The following is a 16,878-nucleotide window of genomic DNA, read 5'->3' on the forward strand; positions in this document are numbered from 1 at the left end:
TATATTTTATGAAAAAAATAATAAAGTATGCATTAGCTTATACTTTTTATTTCTTGGACTCTATATCTTCACTATTAATAGGTAATTCTGTTCAAGGAAAAAATACTGTATTAATATTTAGACTAGATCACATTGGTGATTTTTTGTTATGGAATGGAAACGTAAATTCATTGCGTTCAAAATATCCTAGAGGCAAATATAAATTGGTTTTTTTAGCAAATCAATCCTGGGGTGAACTTGTTAATCTAAATAATATATTTGATGAAGTTTGGCTCGTTAATAGAAAAAAATTTATTTATAATTATTTCTACAGATTTTCTATTTTTAGAAAAATCAGAAATTATGGTTTTGAAACAATTATTAATCCTGTATTTTCTAGAGATCCCTTTTGGTCTGATCCCATTGTTAGATTGTCTAATGCGATATTTAGAATCGGATTTTACGGTAATAGTTTAAATTATAATTCACATTATCTTAAAAATTATTATGATAGATTATATAACAATATGATAAATGATATTAATATAAAAAGTGAAATTGAGATTAATAAAATTTTTTATATGGCCATGGGCTCAGATGAAGATTTCAAATTATCTAAATTTGAATCTAACCCTGCTCTGCTACCCAATTTATTGAAGGATAAATCATATTTTGTATTATTTCCTGGGGCTAGCTGGTCAGGTAGACGCTGGCCACCAAAATTTTTTTCTGAAACGGCTAATTTAATCACTGAGAATTTCAAATTTAATGGTGTTATTTGTGGGGCATTATCCGATATCCCTATCTCTACAGATGTTATAAATTTATCAAAATATCCATTAACTGATTTAACTGCAAAAACATCCCTTTTGAACCTTATTCAGATAATTGGTAATGCAAAATTATTGATTACCAATGAAACAAGTGCTGCCCATATTGGAGCATGCACTAATACGCCCACCATTTGTATTGCGGGAGGTGGTCATTTTGGGCGTTTTTTAACATATCAAGAATTATTAAATCCACCCCCTTTTTTAGTGGCAAATTATTATATGGACTGCTATGGATGCAACTGGAATTGTAAATACCTTAAGGCCGAAACTTCAACGCCATGCATTGAAAATGTTTCTGTAGAAAAAGTTTTTGAACTTATCATCAAAATTTTAAATTAATTTAATAGTGTTATGACATTTAAAATTATTTATCTTCGAATTATAAAATTTCTTTATATTTTTTCTTCACCATTGGCAATATTTTCTTTCCTAAAATACGGCGTCTTAATGGGCTCTGAGCACAAGACGTTACTTAAGCGTAAATTTAACACGATAGTCGATATCGGCGCAAATAGAGGGCAATTTTCGCTGGCAGCTAATAAATGGTCTCCAAATGCAAAGATATATGCTTTTGAACCATTGCCAATACCTGCTTCTATTTTTAATAAAATATTTTCTAATCATGCAAATACCATCCTAAATTCCGTTGCCATTGGTCCTTCGATTGCTAAAACATATATGCATGTTTCTGCGCGTGATGATTCCTCATCATTATTAGAGATTGATGACCCGCAAGTTGAAATCTTTCCGGGAACAAATATGTTTGAATTACAGGAGGTAAATGTTGGGAGATTGGATCAATTTCTTACTTCTGACGATTTTCAATCACCATCTTTATTAAAAATTGATGTTCAAGGCTATGAATTCGAGGTATTGGTGGGTTGCGAGAGTCTGCTTACAAATATCGATGTGATTTATTGTGAGTGCTCTTTTATTGAGCTCTACAAAAATCAAAAACTTGCGTTCACAGTAATTGAATGGCTTCTCAAAAGAGAATTTATTTTTAATGGTTTTTACAATTCTTATTATGATAAGAATGGCAGAACCGTACAGGCTGATTTTGTTTTTATAAAAAAATAGTGTCCTTTTTGCTATATGCGAATTTTGATTAATACTCTAAATTTCTATCCCGAGACAATTGGGATTGGAAAGTATTCTGGTGAGATGGCTCGTTGGCTTGTCATGAGGGGTCACGAGGTTACTGTTATTACCTCTTATCCTTATTATCCTAGGTGGAGGGTGAGTGATGGTTTTAAGAAATATTTTTGGAGTAGGGAGATTTTGCATGGCGTAAGGGTTTGGCGCTGCCCAATTTGGATTCCAACCAATGTTACAGGTTTAACAAGGCTTATTCATCTTGCTACTTTTTCTCTTTCATCTTTTCCAATTATGTTTTGGAAAATTTTTTGGCGACCTAATATCGTTATGACAATTGAACCGCCTTTTTTTACTTCGCCTACTGCACTTATAACTAGCAAAATTAGTGGAGCGAAATCTATACTTCACATACAGGACTATGAAATTGATGCCGCTTTTAATTTGGGAATACTAAAAGGGGTATTTTTGAAGAGTGTAATTTTAAAGATTGAAAAATTGCTGATGAGGCAATTTGATTTAATTAGCACCATATCGGGTGCAATGGTTAAAAAAGCTATCAGCAAGGGCGTGCAACCTGAAAAAACTTTCTTTTTCCCAAATTGGGTGGATGTTGCATCAAGTCTCCAGCCTTCTCAAGGCTGTAATATTGTTAGGGCATCAACATACATTGACTACCGAGAGCGGCTCCAGCTCCCAATGGAGTCTGTAGTAGCTTTATATTCTGGAAACATGGGCGCTAAACAAGGCCTTGAAATATTAGGTCAAGCAGCTAAGCGATTTGCCGATTCCGACATGCCCCTTCCTCAGTTACATTTTGTATTTTGCGGCGATGGAGTTGGTCGCAATGCGTTAATGGATCTATGCAGTGGCCTAAAAAATGTACGTTTTATAGATCTCCAGCCTGAAGAGCAGTTAGTAAATTTTTTAACGATGGCAGATATTCATTTGTTGCCTCAACGAGGTGGCGCTGCTGACATAGTAATGCCCAGTAAGCTTGGAGGAATATTAGCAAGTGGAAGGCCTGTGCTAGCATGTGCACACATCGGTACTGAACTTGCCAATGTGTCAAAAATTGGTGGCTTGGTTGTTCCGCCAAATGATCTGGATGCTTTTTGTGGTGCATTATTGAATTTGGTCATAGATCCAGAGCTGAGATGCAGGCTTGGGCAAGCGGGCCTTCAATATGCAGTGGATAATTTAGATAAAGATCTTATATTGGGATCATTTGAGGCCAAGCTAAAAGAATTGGCTCAATGAAATATTTTAAGACTAAATTAAATTTAAAAACTTGGATTTGCTCCAAATTCTACTATGAGCAATATTGAACCGGCCGAAGCATTTCCCTATAAAGCACCCAATTCAGAAATACTTGTTCAATACCCCCATATTTTTGAGTTGAAGGAAGCACTCCCTTCTAGATTTTTCAAAGTGCTCTTTGATAAGGTGGTTGCAATTATTCTTCTGGTTATTTCTGCGCCAATACTGTTATTGCTTAAATTAGCTTTTTTAGTTGAGGGCTGGCTTATTCCTGAAAATGCGGGGCCTATGTTTTTCTACTACAATGCAATCAGTGCTGGGAAAGTTATTCCCAAATATAAAATTCGACTAATTAAGACTAAATATATAGAGCCTGAGGGCGCTAAACGACATGATTGGATTGCTTTTTCAGCGGAGTGGACTCCGGATAGTCGCACTCATGTAGGCCAATTTGTGAAAAAATTCTATCTTGATGAGCTGCCACAGTTCTGGAGCGTTCTCAAGGGCGATATGAGTGTTGTTGGACCGCGCCCCTTGTCTGTTTTGCATTATGAGCGAGATCGTGCTCAGGGTAATGTTACAAGATTTTTGTTGCGCGGCGGTCTTTTGGGTTTGGGCCATATTAATAAGGGCACTGCTGAAATGGGCAACCCAATTTATGAATATGAATACGTGGATCAGTACTTAAAGCGCTCCTCCTTTGGTTTATTGTGCCTTGATCTGTGGATTATTTGGAAAGGTGTATTGGTGATTATAAAAGGTGGCGGTCACTAGGCTTTGGTGACGGCAAGCAACTCTGCAATACCCGTTAAGTGATTTTGGATATGGGGGTTGGTGGCATAAAACCCCCATTTTGCAAAACGAACTCCCTATCCCTTTGATTTTGTTAGAGACACAATGGCCGATTGACGGAATTCTATAAATAGTGCGTAGTTTGTTGGGTGTGGAGCCATTTCGAAATACTTAGGAGGGCTGAGAAAAGCCTAATTAATGCTTATCTATTTCTGGGGGGGGCGACCCAACCAATTGGGGGTGCGAAAAGTGACGATTTGTCGATAGGTGAGGTTATAGAGAATCACAAAAACTACGGCACTTGCCATGAGCGCTGGGGTGGAGTTCCACCATAAAAGCGCTGGAATGACACCTAAGCTTGAGAGTACCCACAGGTAGGGGGAAGTTTTGGCATTGGCCCAATAGGACTGATCACCGGGATGAGCCCAGCGCATAATGCGTCGGTAAATGAGACTATGAAAATGCGCACCATCGGGCAGACCAGGGTTCTTGCCTTGATGGACACTACGTCGCCAAATCGTAAAGAGCGTTTCAAAAATCGGATAGGCATTGACCATGATGGCAAACCAGGGCGAGACGCTGGAATTGCGCGCCACCAACGCAATCGATAGGGTGGCAATCACAAAGCCAATCAGATAGGCTCCACCGTCGCCTAAAAAAATGAGACCCCGCGGATAGTTCCACAGAAAAAATCCTGCAATTGCGCCAATCAGAATGAATGCGAGATGCAGCACCAAGGGATCACTCACTTTAAAAGCTACATAGGCAATCGCAAGGCAGGTAATGATGGCGACCATACTGGCGAGTCCATTAAAGCCATCAATAATGTTATAGGCATTCGAGAGCCCCGTGACTCCAAAGGCTAAAAAAAGGACTACAAACCATGGATGGTTTAGCCACACGTCAAGCGCACCAAAACCAAAGCGCATGGTGGTGATATCAAAAAGCCATAAAAATAGAAGCCCTGCGATAAAGCCAGCGAGGAGTCGCATTTTCACACCCACGCGTTTAGTGAGATCTTCCGCAATGCCGGCGATAAAGACGGGAAGGCTCGCTACCAATACAAGCACGAGGAGTGTGCCAAGCGTTGGGTTAACAATCCATTGGTAGAGTGTTGCAATCACAATCCCCATCAATATGGACACGCCGCCAATACGGGGGGTGATCGCGGTATGAAACTTTTGGGGACCATCAAAATCATGATCGCCACTCACATGGTTATGCAAATGCTGATAGCGAATTACAAAGCCGGTGAGGATAACGCTTGTTACAAAGGAGAGAATTAACAACCACATTTTCTTATTATAAATCTTAAAACGAATTCATTCCAAAAATTCAGGTTTCAAATCAAGGCTGTAACTTATAGTTTTGAAACATATTCAAAGATGAAGGTGCTTGATCAATTACATCAAAAAATCTAAGTAGTAATAAGTTAATGGAGTATTATTAATACCGTAGACCCCCTTTCTTAGGGGCGGAACAGTCAATAATTTGAGAATAATTAAGTGATTCGATTAAAAAACTTCGTATCCAATGTTGCGCTTTGCATATTCCTTAATATTTTTTGGAGTTCAGCAAGCCATGCCCAATCAATATTTCAAGGTGATGCAACCGTAACTTATGATGCACTCACCAGTAATTATTACGTGACCGATAGCCTTGGCACGTTTATTGGCTCATTCCCATTTCAATTTATTAATACAACTCCAACCACTCCTGTCACGGTCAACATCGATATTGGCAATGCTTCTCCATCGTTTATTACCGACTATTTAATTATCGGTAGTAACAGCATCAACATCAATGCTATTTCAGGTTTTATGCCAATCCAAAATGGCAACTCACCCTTCACCGCGGGGTACAACATTGATAATATTTTGATCGCAAGAGATGTGGTATTTTCATATCCTTTGGGGCTATCGAATACGACAGTACCCTTAATTAACAATAACGGTACTATTGGGCTGATTGAAAATCTAGGCTCTCTCACCAACACCTATACCGGTATTAACAATACTGGCTCAATTACTCAGATTACTAACAGGGGAACTGTCTCAGTAACTGACGAAAGTGCTATTAAAAACCGTCTCAATACTGGAAATATAGCTAATATCATTAACAGTGGTGATATTCTGGCTACTGGAACTAGTTCTCTAATAACCGCAACCATTGTGGGAATCGATAATGGCTTTCCCTCCACAATCGGTAGCATACAAAATGCCGGAACTATTGCCGGTAATTCCGGGGGATCGGGTAACGTTACTTTCGGTATTCTGAATAATGGAACAGTAACAGCGATTACAAACTCAGGAACGATCTCAGCAACTGGCGATACGCAAGGTTATGCACAAGCCATTGGCAATTATCGTGTGATTTCAAATATTACCAACCTTTCTGGCGGTGTAATTACGGCTACCTCCTCAAATCCAATTCCTCCTGAAGGTGCCTGGGGAATTTTTAACTCATCAACAATCGGAGCAATTACCAATGCAGGAACTATTTCAGCTTTTGGTTCGACTAATACATTTGCTATTCAAAATGAAGACACTATCACTGCGATAAACAATACTGGAATTATTTCTGGAGCAGGGTATGGTATCAACAACACTGTGACTGGAACCATAACCACAATAACCAACGATATTGGGGGAGCAATCAGTGGTGTCCTCGCCAGTATTAATAACCTTGGAACAATCAATACACTGAATAACGCTCAGGATAGTTTGACCTTCACTGGGCGCCTTCCTCAAAATTACGGAATCATTCTCGGCTCTACTGCATCCGCTTATGGTAAGTTGACAGTAACCTCTGCAACCAACTGGGATGGTGCAAGTGGCACAACTAACTTCGGTATTTATGGTGGCTCAGTAAAGTCTACTCGCTATGCAGGAGTTATTTCTGGTGTGACTGCCAGTCTGCTTACTTCATCATCATTGACCGGAACATATACCAGTGGCGGCAAGACCTATGCTTACACCCTCGCTTTAGAGTCGGGTAGCGTTGATGTTTGGGAACTGTTATTTCCAACCTACTATGCCGGGCCTTCGATCGCCAATACCAATCAATCTTTAGTTAACACCGCTTCTGTATTGCAAGGCACCTATGCATTACAAAACTCAATACTTGCTAATAGCTTTACTTATGACTGTAATGTCTTTGGTGCCAATAATGTCTGCGTGTCTGCAGGTGGTCGTAATACTGCTGTTCAAGCCGCAAACGGTTTGAATAATACAAGCGCGCTCCTCATTGCCGCTTATCGCCTAACTAAGAATTTCCGTATTGGCGCTTATGCTGACCAAAATTTATCAGTGACCAATCCGGGCGGTACTGTGAACTTGGGTAACAGCACACCGCTTGTTGGCCTTTTCGGCGCTTGGAATCAACGTCTAAACGGTACTGGCGCTGAAGTCAAAGTAGCGGCCGCATATGGTCAAAAGAATGCGACCATCACTCGCTCAGCAGTCGGTTCTGGAGATGGCGCCTCAGAAGCGGGATCTGGCTCATCCCAGCTCAATAGCTTAGGTGTGCAAGCAACGGCTAAATATGGCTTTGGAATTACTCAAGACCTGATTGTCTCCCCGTATTTTGGTGTGCGCTATACCCAAAATAACATGGGTGGCTATACCGAAGCAACATCAAGCTCAGTGACCGCACCGCTTACGTATTCCGCCTTAAATACCAATGCCACGACTGCATTGGCTGGAATTGGTGCTAGCTATCGAGTAACCCCAAGCTTAACGACCTTTGCAAGTGCTGGTGTTGAAACTGATACTAATACTGCTAATGGCACCTATACCGCCAGCAATGCGTCGATTGGTGCGCTTACGCCGGTGAACTTTAATGCCAATCCTGTCAAAACCAGATCCACTGCAACGCTCGGTGGCTATTACGATATCCTCAAGAACCAACGCATTGGGATTACTGGTATCTATCGACAAGAAGCCTATCAGGCCGTATCTACAACTACAGTGCTGGCGACCTACACCATTGGTTTGTAGGCCCATGTAATTGGTTAACTTAGCTGTGGATAAATATTAAGGGTAAATATTTGCCGAAATTGCGGCTTGAAAATTTGTTGATGTAAATTTAAACGCTAATAAATGTTTAAACTCATCTAGGCTTCTTATCTTATTTTCAGAACCCATAAACGATCATCGTAAAAATGATCGCGTTTGATAAATCAATATAGTTTATAGCGGTGTGTAAACCATGTGACCGGTTTACACCCTTAGAAAATGGTGGGTCGGGCGAGACTCGAACTCGCGACCAACGGATTAAAAGTCCGCTGCTCTACCGACTGAGCTACCGACCCAGTGTGGTGTTGCTAGATTCAATACTGAATAAGCAAGAAATTTGCCAAATGAGAACACTGCATGAAAACCGCTTTAATTCATTAATTTAGCAAAACCAAGATTATAGCAAGATGTTGATAGTCTACTGGGTCCCCCGTTTTTGACTTCTGACTTATCTTCACCTGACGATTGATTGCCCCTAGCCGCGCCGCGCCATGGGTGGGTTTTTGGCAAAGTAATCCTTAATCCCCGCCAAAATCGCATCCGCAATCCGCTCTTGGTAGGTCTCATCATTGAGCTTTTTCTCTTCCTGGGGGTTACTAATAAAAGCCGTCTCAATCAGGATCGAGGGAATATCGGGGGCTTTTAAGACCGCAAAGCCGGCTTGCTCGACGCGGTTCTTATGCAGCGGCGCAAAGTTACCAATGTTGCGTAAGACCGAGTTACCCACCCGTAAAGAATCGTTGATCTGCGCCGTGGTCGACATATCAAGGAGTAAATGCGCGACTTGTTTGTCTTTGGTTTTAATATTGATGCCGCCAATCAGATCCGAGGCATTTTCTTTATTGGCCATCCAGCGGGCAGCGGAACTCGTGGCTCCTTGTTGGGAGAGTGCAAAGACGGACGCTCCCTTGGCATGCGGCTGAATAAATGCGTCCGCATGAATGGAAATAAATAAATCGGCCTCCACTTGCCGTGCTTTAAAGACGCGGCGATGCAGGGGCACAAAGTAATCGCCATCGCGGGTTAAAAAGGGTCGCATCGAGTCTTCTTGATCGATCTTATTCTTCAATCGCTTGGCAATGGCGAGAACGATATTTTTCTCGTGCGAGCCACGCGCGCCAATGGCTCCAGGATCTTCGCCCCCGTGACCAGGATCGAGCGCCACCGTAATTAAGCGCTTAAACGGAATGCGCTGGGTATTGGCAGTGGCGGCACTTGGTGGACTCTTTGGACTTTGTTGAATTGAACCGGGACCACCCTTTTTACTGGGGGCGGCGTCCTTTTTGGCAAACGCTGCAATCGGATCTTCTTCAGCTGCAACCCCTTTTGGATTCTTCGCCTGTTCTTCTGCGAGCAACTTCTCTTTTCTGGCGGACTCTTTCACCAGTTGCATGAGCGGATCGGGCGGGTTGGTGGGATAGAGATCAAAGATCAAGCGGTACTGATACTCGGCAATGGGTTCTAGGGTGAAGAGTTGAGGCTTGACCGCTTCTTTGAGATCAAATACGAGTCTTACAACCGTGGGTTGAAATTGCCCCACCCGAATTTGCGCCACATAGGGATCATTGGGTTTGACCTTCGCAACCAAATCTTTCAAGGTGGGGTTGAGTTCCAAGCCATCGATGTCGACCACCAGTCGATCGGGACCTGTGAGTAGTTGATGAGAAATCGGCAATGCCTTATCCGACTCCAGGGTAATGCGCGTGTAATCTTCCGAGGGCCAAATGCGCACCCCTAAGAGTTTGGCACCGCTATTGGCTTGAACTAGTTCACTTTCAGTTAGCAAGAGATAAAGCACACCCAGTGACCCCATCGACTGCAGCCCTTGTGAGATGACCTGGCGACGTTTGGGGTTCATGGATTGGTTGATGATTGGGTGACGAGGGATTGAAGGACGGCTTCACCCTGTGGGGTTTGTGCGGTAATCTCAACCGTTCTCGCAAGCTCCGATTGCGTCTCTTGGGGATGAATCAGGGTGATCGCCAGATCCATGATGGGTAGAGTGTGCTCGGCTTTCTCTGGCCACTCAATGATGCACAGCGTCGGGTATTCGGAATGCGTGAAGTGCTCTAAGAGACCAGCGTCGACCCATTCGGCTGGGCTTTGCATGCGGTAGAGATCAAAGTGAAAGACGTGGAGTGCTTGATTGGGTAAATCCAAAATGTGCTCTTCACACAGGCTATAGGTCGGACTTTTGACCTTGCCCTGATAGCCCATCGCTTGGAGGAGGTAACGAGTAGCGGTGGTTTTGCCCGCTCCCAGGTCCCCATGAAGACTCATAAAGAGTGATTGAGTTTTTTCAGGGGTGGAGGAATAGAACCCGAGGATTGCATTGGCGAGCATTTGCACCGCCTCTGCGGTGGCCTTCTCATCTTTACAATGGATCGTATGGTTGATTGCCAATCGCGTCATGACCTCGTGCGTTCACACTTATTTAGGGATGGATTCTAAAGTGCCCATGCATTCTCACGCATTTTCGCAAGAATTGCACACCCAGTGGGGGGAGTTGCGTACTTGGCTAAATACCCGTGCCAAGGAGTTGGGCTTTTTGCAAGTGCGCATTAGCGATACCGATGTGAGTCACGCCCATCCTCATTTGGTAGAGTGGTTAGAGGAGGGTCGTCATGGCCAGATGGCCTATATGGAGGGCCATAAGGATCTGCGTTCCGACCCCGGTCTTTTGCAAGCGGGCGCGATTCGTAGCATTTGCCTCATCATGCCGTATTTGAGTGAGCGAAGTAAGTTTCATGAGCAGCATGGGCAGCCTGAGCCGCATGAGATAGATGCGTCTTCAGTCGAGCAAATCCTTCAGCATGAAGAAAAGCGTCTTTTGGAGAGTGATCAAGCGGTGGTTTCACTCTACGCCAGAGGGCGGGATTATCACAAGGTGATTCGCTCGCGTTTACAAATACTGGCAATTGAACTTGAAGAAAAACTACAAGCGGCGGTCAGTGAACTAAATCATTCCTTGCAATACCGCGTCTTTACCGATTCCGCACCGCTCATGGAGGTTGAGCTGGCGCGCAAAGCCGGTTTGGGCTGGCGTGGCAAGCACACCCTGCTGCTTAATCGCGAGTCCGGGTCGTTTTTCTTCTTAGGCGAAATCCTCATCAACGCTCCACTGCCAATCGATGCGCCTGTGGAGGCGCATTGCGGATCTTGCCAGGCGTGCATGGATATTTGCCCCACAAATGCAATTGTTGCTCCGTATCAACTCGATGCCAGGCGTTGCATTTCGTATTTAACAATTGAGCATCGCGATGCAATTCCAGTGGAGTTTCGAAGCGCCATGGGTAATCGCATTTATGGCTGCGATGATTGCCAACTCGTATGCCCCTGGAATAAATACGCCCAGCTCTCGACCGTAGCGGATTTTGGGGAGCGAAATGGATTGGGAAGCGCATCACTACTGGAACTCTGGAGCTGGAGCGAAGCCCAGTTTATCGAGCGCCATGCGGGTAGCGCCATTTTGCGCATTGGCTATGAGCGCTGGCGACGCAATCTAGCCGTTGCTCTGGGAAATGCTTTGGCATCGAATCTTGATGATGAAGTAAAGAGGGAGATTGTTTGGCACTTACAAGAGGCCTTACCGAGCGCCAGCCCATTGGTAGCCGAGCATATCTCTTGGGCGCTCAGTCGAGATGGCTCACGAGATCCCCAAGGGTCAAGCCGCTAAAATAGGGTAGATCCACTATGAGTACACCGCCCACCCATTCGAACGATGTATCTAAAACGGGTGCTGAGCGTCCGGCTGATCGGGTGGTGAGCGAAATCGATGCGCTCGAGTCTCATGAGAAGGCGCTTCAATCGCCATCTAATTCACCTATCACTCCGCGCTTTACTAGCGCGCACGATGCCTTTTGGAGTGGGGTGCGCGATGCGCGAGGTGCCCCTGCCATGGTGCTCTTTGCTGGCATGGTGGGCTTTGGGGCGATGGGGCGCACCAATGGCTTTGATCTGTGGTTTACCACCGCAACGAGCTTTTTGATGTTTGCTCTTCCCGGTCAGATTGTGATGCTCGAGATGATTTTAGTAGGCGCTTCATCGCTCACGATTGCGCTTGCGACCACTCTCACCGCAACCCGCTTTGTGACCATGACCGCCACGTTGTTTCCGATGCTCCATGAGCGCGATCGCAATAAGGCGCTCTATGCCAAAGTGCACCTTCTAGCAATGACTGCCTGGGCAGTTTCTTTGAAAGAATTCCAAACGATTGAACCTAAGCATCGTCTAAGTTACTTTGTAGGGCTTGGGATCTTGTGCTGGTTAATTTCAGTACCCGGAACGATTGTGGGATTTTTAATTGCGGGCTCGGTCCCTATGCCCATTACTTTGGGACTCATCTTTATTAATCCCCTCTTTTTCTTGCTCACCTTTACCGAGATTAAGGTGAGCGGCTATCGCTTGGCCATTCTTCTAGGCAGCATTGCCGGCCCCATCTGTTATTTACTCGATCGCGATACGAGCCTGTTAACCGCCGGACTGATTGGCGGTACTTTGGCCTACTGGATCGATCGGCGTTGGATCAGGCGCTATGACCGAAAGGTGTCTTCATGAGTGTGACAGCATCTCTAGCCCAAAACCTCGATACCGCCTTTGCGATTCAGCAAGGGTGGGGCGCATGGCTTGCGCTTTTGGCAGCGTCTCTTGGAACTTATGTGTGCCGCGCGGTGGGGGTGATGCTCTCGGGGCAAGTCAGCCAAGATAGCGAGTTCTTTCGCTGGCTCTCCGCAGTGACCTATGCGATGGTGGCAGCGCTCACGATTCGCTTGATTTTTTTACCGATTGGGCTCTTAGCTACGGTGCCGCTCTATCTGCGGATTCTCGTGTGCGTCTTGGCTTTGGGAGTGATGCTCTCCAATCCCAATCGGCGTTTGGTGCCAGCATTGCTCACCGGTACTTTATTGATGGTCACGATTGGTGTGATGCGGTAATTCGTGACACCAATCTCTAAGTTACTCGACTTAATTCAAATGCTGTTCTAGAACTTTCGCAATATGCACTGCCTCGCGACTTGCCCCATCGGCGATTTGGTGACGACAGCTGGTGCCATCAGCGACCACGATTGCATTGGGCTCCTTGCGAATACGTGGCAATAAACTAAGTTCTGCCATTTGTTTGGAAGCCTCGATATGCTCCACCTCATACCCGAAGCTGCCCGCCATGCCACAGCACGAGGATTCAATCAGTTGGGGGTTGGCATTCGGAATGAGTTTCAGTAATTCAAGGGCGGGGCTCACGGCCGCAAAGGCTTTTTGATGGCAATGGCCATGTACCAAAATCGGCTGAGCGGACTCTTTGAAGTTCGGCACAAACCGATTGGCTTTGTGTTCGCTGGCTAAAAACTCTTCAAGGAGTTGGGCATGCTTACTCACGACTTGCGCAGACTCACCCAGACCCATGGTGAGCGCTTCATCGCGAAGCGTAAATAAGCAAGAGGGCTCTAGACCCACAATTGCTATTCCTTCTTTTGCATAGGCTGCTAAATGGTTAACAAGTGCTGAGAGTCGTGTCTTCGCTTCATTGACCATACCGGATGCTAAGTAGGTGCGACCACAGCAAAATGGCTTTTGTTCATCGAGATCTTTTGCAGGTTGCGCCACATGAACCGCGTAGCCTGACTTTTGGAAGAGTGCGAGCGCCGCTTGCAAGTTCTCATTCTCAAAATAGGCATTAAAGGTATCGGCAAAGAGCACCAATCGTTTGTCGTGCTGGGCGAGTTCCTCAGGCGTTGCAAATGGCAGGGGTGCTTGATTCCAAAAATGCTTGCTCTTCCACACCGGCAAGGAACGTTGGGCGCTAATTCCGGTAAGCCACTCTTGGAGCTTGGCTAAGAGCGGGATGTGATTGCGCAGATTCATGAGCGCGGGCAAACCAGGAATACGCGCAATGATGGGGGCGTAGTTGGGCAGGTGGGCTACTAAGCGATCACGTAGGGTATGGCCAAAGCGCTCTTTGTATTGCGCCAAATACTCAATCTTCATTTTGGCCATATCCACGCCCGTGGGGCACTCACGTTTGCAGCCTTTGCAACTCACGCACAAATCCATCACCTCTTTCACTGCTTGGGTGGCGAGTGGCAAATGGGCAGGAGGTGTATCACTCGTACTCGTAATTTGCCCTGAGATCGCAAGACGCAAGGTGTTGGCACGACCGCGGGTGAGATCTTTTTCATTGTGGGTGATGCGATAACTTGGGCACATCACATCCGCATCAAATTTACGGCAATGCCCATTGTTATTGCACATCTCAATGGCTTTGGCGAGACCCTGCGCAGGATCGCCACCGGTACCTGCTGCGGTAACAGCTTCGGTCACAGGATTGTTTTGCACATTCCAGGCAGACCAATCGAGCTTGGGTTGAACAGTAATGACCTGATAGGAGGGTGGATAACGAAAGTAAGCGCTGTCATCCATCTTGGGAGGATTGACAATCTTGCCGGGATTGAGAAGCCCTTTGGGATCAAATTGTGTTTTGATCTTGGCAAGTGCCTCGGTAATTTTGGGACCAAATTGCCAGCTAATCCACTCCCCCCGGCACAGACCATCACCATGCTCGCCACTAAAGGCCCCTTTATATTTGCGCACGAGCTCGGCTGCCTCTTCAGCTATCGCGCGCATCTTGAGAGCGCCATCGCGGCGCATATCCAGAATCGGGCGCACATGGAGGGTACCCACGGATGCATGGGCATACCAGGTGCCGCGCGTGCCATGCTTACTAAAGACCTCGGTCAAGGCTTGGGTGTAGTCAGCCAAGTGCTCCAGAGGCACCGCACAATCCTCAATGAAGCTCACAGGCTTGCCATCACCCTTGAGACTCATCATGATATTGAGCCCCGCCTTGCGTACTTCCCATAAGTTCTTTTGCATCGCCGCATCGGGCATCATCACGACCGACCCAGGTAAACCCAGATCACTCATGAGGGTGTTGAGATCTTGAAGTTTTTGTAAGAGTGGAGCGTGCTCGTCGCCGCTAAACTCCACGAGCAAAATGGCATCGACTGTTTTGGCGTTCGCATCAACGAGCGCGGTCTCAATGGTTTTGCGAAACGCCGGGTTATTGCGCGAGAGATCGATCATGGTACGATCGACGAGCTCCACGGCGGTGGGGCCTAACTTCACAATGTGCTGGGCGCTATCCATGGCCTGATAAAAACTCGCAAAGTTTACGACCCCCAAGACCTTATGCTTGGGTAAGCGCGCAAGTTTGAGTGTTAAGGATTTGAAATAGGCTAGGGTGCCTTCACTACCTACGAGTAAATGAGCAAGATTGACACTGTTATCCAAGGTGTAGGGCAACTCACTTTGGGGATGAAAGACATCTAAGTTATAACCCGCGACTCGGCGCATCACTTTAGGCCAATGCGCGTCAATCTCGGGCTTGAGATCGTCTACCAAGTGCTTCACATAATCGCCTAGCTCTTTGGCACGACCCGTGCTCTCAGAATACGCAACAAAGCTGGCAAGCTCGCCATCAGCAAGCCAAGCATTAATCCCTAAAACGTTGTGCACCATATTGCCATATGCAATGGAGCGGCTGCCACACGAGTTATTGCCTGCCATACCGCCGATGGTCGCTTGGGCTGCTGTGGAGACATCAACCGGATACCAAAGCCCATGGGGTTTAAGGTGGGCATTGAGATGATCCAGCACCATACCTGGTTCCACCTCTACCGTAGCGTGATCCGGATCACTGAGGTCAGAAGAGAGGATCTTACGAAAGTGTTTGCTGTTATCAATCACGAGTGCAGCACCCGTGGTCTGGCCGCATTGACTGGTACCGCCACCTCTGGGCAAAACGGGAATGCCTGACTCATTAGCAACCTCAAGAGCCGCTTCAATGTCCTGCGCCGATTTAGGAACAAGAACTGCTACCGGAAACTGTTGGTAGATCGATGCATCGGTGGCGTAGCGCCCACGGCTTGCGCCATCAACTAATACCTCACCTTCGACATGCTGTTGGAGCTTGGTGGAAATCTCAGGCGGCAGGCTGCTTACAGTAAAGCTGGGATCGGGTGCAATTTTGGTCATGAAGGAAGACTATTAGCAGGGTGATTGATGCGCAATGACATAGAACAATGTTTATTAAAAATAATTGTAGTGATTTAAGTGCTACTTTTCAGGGGTTGCAAGGATCCCTTTGCCGACTATGGGCAAGGAACTACTCAGGAATTGTTTATACTATTTCAGGTATAATTTTCTAATGCATGATATTGAAAAACCTTTAATTTGGATCGGAAGCAGTTACAAAGATTTATTGGCTCTTCCAAATGAAGTAAAGCGAGGGTTTGGATATGCACTCTCTTTGGCTCAATCGGGTCTTCGTCATTCGTCGACCAAAATTTTGCAGGGGTTTGGTGGATCGAGCGTCTTGGAGATTATTGAAACAGATGAGGGGGGTACCTATCGAGCAATGTACACCGTGAAGTATGCCCAAGCAGTTTTTGTACTACATTGTTTTCAGAAAAAGAGTAAAAAGGGAATAGCAACGCCAAAAGAGGATATGGATGTCATTAGAGGACGCTTAAAGATGGCTGAAAAAATTGCCAAGGAGTTGGAAGATGAAGAAAAGAGAAATGGGCGGTACTGAAATTACCCGAGGATCGAAAAATGTGTATGCAGACCTAGGTTTGCCTGACGCTGACAAACTTAAGATTAAGACTGATCTAGTCATTCAAATTATTAAAGCGATTGAGCGCCTTCAGTTGACTCAGGCTGAAGCTGCGCAACGGATGGGTATTTCACAGCCAAAAGTTTCTGCCATGATTCATGGAGATTTCTCTAATTTGTCCGAGCGCAAGCTGATGGACTGTCTCACCTGCCTTGGTTACAACATTGAGATTCGGGTAAAACCAGTTAGAAAGCCAATTGGGAGTTTGCGGGTGGCTATTGCCTAGGCTGATA

General features: G+C 45.5%; 14 protein-coding genes and 1 tRNA gene. 10 read left to right on the forward strand and 5 right to left on the reverse strand.

All coding sequences use genetic code 11. The annotated features are described in order from the left end of the window. Nucleotides 1–8 precede the first annotated feature (8 nt). Genes QUE60_RS01595 through QUE60_RS01610 form a run of 4 tightly spaced genes read left to right on the forward strand, consistent with a single transcriptional unit; the run spans nt 9 to nt 3,941 of the window. On the forward strand, nt 9–1,151 hold the full coding sequence (locus tag QUE60_RS01595; protein ID WP_286226979.1) for a glycosyltransferase family 9 protein: 1,143 nt from the start codon (nt 9–11) through the stop codon (nt 1,149–1,151). Between the two features lie 12 nt (nt 1,152–1,163). Beyond that, a complete protein-coding gene (locus QUE60_RS01600; protein ID WP_286226980.1) occupies nt 1,164–1,892 on the forward strand; it encodes an FkbM family methyltransferase in 729 nt (242 codons plus the stop codon). 15 nt (nt 1,893–1,907) lie between these two features. Further along, nucleotides 1,908–3,167, forward strand: coding sequence for a glycosyltransferase WbuB (locus QUE60_RS01605; RefSeq protein WP_286226981.1), 1,260 nt, complete (start codon nt 1,908–1,910; stop codon nt 3,165–3,167). A gap of 54 nt (nt 3,168–3,221) precedes the next feature. Then, complete coding sequence (locus QUE60_RS01610) at nt 3,222–3,941, forward strand: sugar transferase (protein ID WP_286226982.1); 720 nt, start codon at nt 3,222–3,224, stop codon at nt 3,939–3,941. A 224-nt stretch (nt 3,942–4,165) separates the two neighbouring features. Here QUE60_RS01610 and QUE60_RS01615 read toward each other — a convergent pair whose 3' ends face one another. Then, entirely contained in the window at nt 4,166–5,254 is a 1,089-nt protein-coding gene (locus tag QUE60_RS01615; RefSeq protein ID WP_286226983.1) for an MraY family glycosyltransferase, read from the reverse strand. Nucleotides 5,255–5,464: 210 nt separating this feature from the next. Here QUE60_RS01615 and QUE60_RS01620 point away from each other — a divergent pair, with 210 nt between their 5' ends. Beyond that, nucleotides 5,465–7,957, forward strand: a complete 2,493-nt coding sequence (locus QUE60_RS01620; RefSeq protein ID WP_286226985.1) for a beta strand repeat-containing protein — start codon at nt 5,465–5,467, stop codon at nt 7,955–7,957. A gap of 238 nt (nt 7,958–8,195) precedes the next feature. On the opposite strand, the gene QUE60_RS01625 is transcribed toward QUE60_RS01620, so the two are convergent. The 3 genes from QUE60_RS01625 to tsaE all read right to left on the reverse strand — a co-directional run bounded on the left by QUE60_RS01625 (nt 8,196) and on the right by tsaE (nt 10,387). Further along, nucleotides 8,196–8,271: transfer RNA gene (locus QUE60_RS01625), tRNA-Lys, on the reverse strand. A 179-nt stretch (nt 8,272–8,450) separates the two neighbouring features. Continuing rightward, entirely contained in the window at nt 8,451–9,833 is a 1,383-nt protein-coding gene (locus QUE60_RS01630) for an N-acetylmuramoyl-L-alanine amidase (RefSeq protein ID WP_286226986.1), read from the reverse strand. Continuing rightward, complete coding sequence (tsaE, locus tag QUE60_RS01635; protein ID WP_286226987.1) at nt 9,830–10,387, reverse strand: tRNA (adenosine(37)-N6)-threonylcarbamoyltransferase complex ATPase subunit type 1 TsaE; 558 nt, start codon at nt 10,385–10,387, stop codon at nt 9,830–9,832. The genes QUE60_RS01630 and tsaE overlap by 4 nt, the downstream gene beginning before the upstream one ends. 46 nt (nt 10,388–10,433) lie before the next feature. On the opposite strand from tsaE, the gene queG reads away from it, so the two are divergent. The 3 genes from queG to QUE60_RS01650 are packed head-to-tail and all read left to right on the forward strand — an operon-like array spanning nt 10,434 to nt 12,909. Continuing rightward, nucleotides 10,434–11,651, forward strand: a complete 1,218-nt coding sequence (gene queG / locus QUE60_RS01640) for a tRNA epoxyqueuosine(34) reductase QueG (protein ID WP_286226988.1) — start codon at nt 10,434–10,436, stop codon at nt 11,649–11,651. 17 nt (nt 11,652–11,668) lie between these two features. After that, nucleotides 11,669–12,532 carry an AzlC family ABC transporter permease gene (locus QUE60_RS01645; protein ID WP_286226989.1) on the forward strand — a complete coding sequence of 288 codons (864 nt, stop codon included), beginning with the start codon at nt 11,669–11,671 and terminating at the stop codon, nt 12,530–12,532. Next, nucleotides 12,529–12,909 carry an AzlD domain-containing protein gene (locus QUE60_RS01650; protein WP_286226990.1) on the forward strand — a complete coding sequence of 127 codons (381 nt, stop codon included), beginning with the start codon at nt 12,529–12,531 and terminating at the stop codon, nt 12,907–12,909. The genes QUE60_RS01645 and QUE60_RS01650 overlap by 4 nt, the downstream gene beginning before the upstream one ends. Nucleotides 12,910–12,939: 30 nt before the next feature. On the opposite strand, the gene QUE60_RS01655 is transcribed toward QUE60_RS01650, so the two are convergent. Next, nucleotides 12,940–16,005: an FAD-binding and (Fe-S)-binding domain-containing protein gene (locus QUE60_RS01655; protein ID WP_286226991.1), complete on the reverse strand. Its 3,066-nt coding sequence runs from the start codon at nt 16,003–16,005 to the stop codon at nt 12,940–12,942. Nucleotides 16,006–16,177: 172 nt separating this feature from the next. Between QUE60_RS01655 and QUE60_RS01660 the strand changes: the two genes are divergently transcribed. Together QUE60_RS01660 and QUE60_RS01665 are read left to right on the forward strand one after the other, a co-directional pair. Next, entirely contained in the window at nt 16,178–16,564 is a 387-nt protein-coding gene (locus QUE60_RS01660) for a type II toxin-antitoxin system RelE/ParE family toxin (protein ID WP_286224025.1), read from the forward strand. Next, nucleotides 16,536–16,871 (forward strand): helix-turn-helix domain-containing protein, encoded by a 336-nt coding sequence (locus QUE60_RS01665; protein WP_286224027.1) that lies wholly within the window; start codon nt 16,536–16,538, stop codon nt 16,869–16,871. Before QUE60_RS01660 ends, QUE60_RS01665 begins: the two co-directional genes overlap by 29 nt. Nucleotides 16,872–16,878: the final 7 nt, after the last annotated feature.

This window comes from Polynucleobacter sp. HIN11 (assembly GCF_030297675.1).
Classification (GTDB): Bacteria; Pseudomonadota; Gammaproteobacteria; order Burkholderiales; family Burkholderiaceae; genus Polynucleobacter.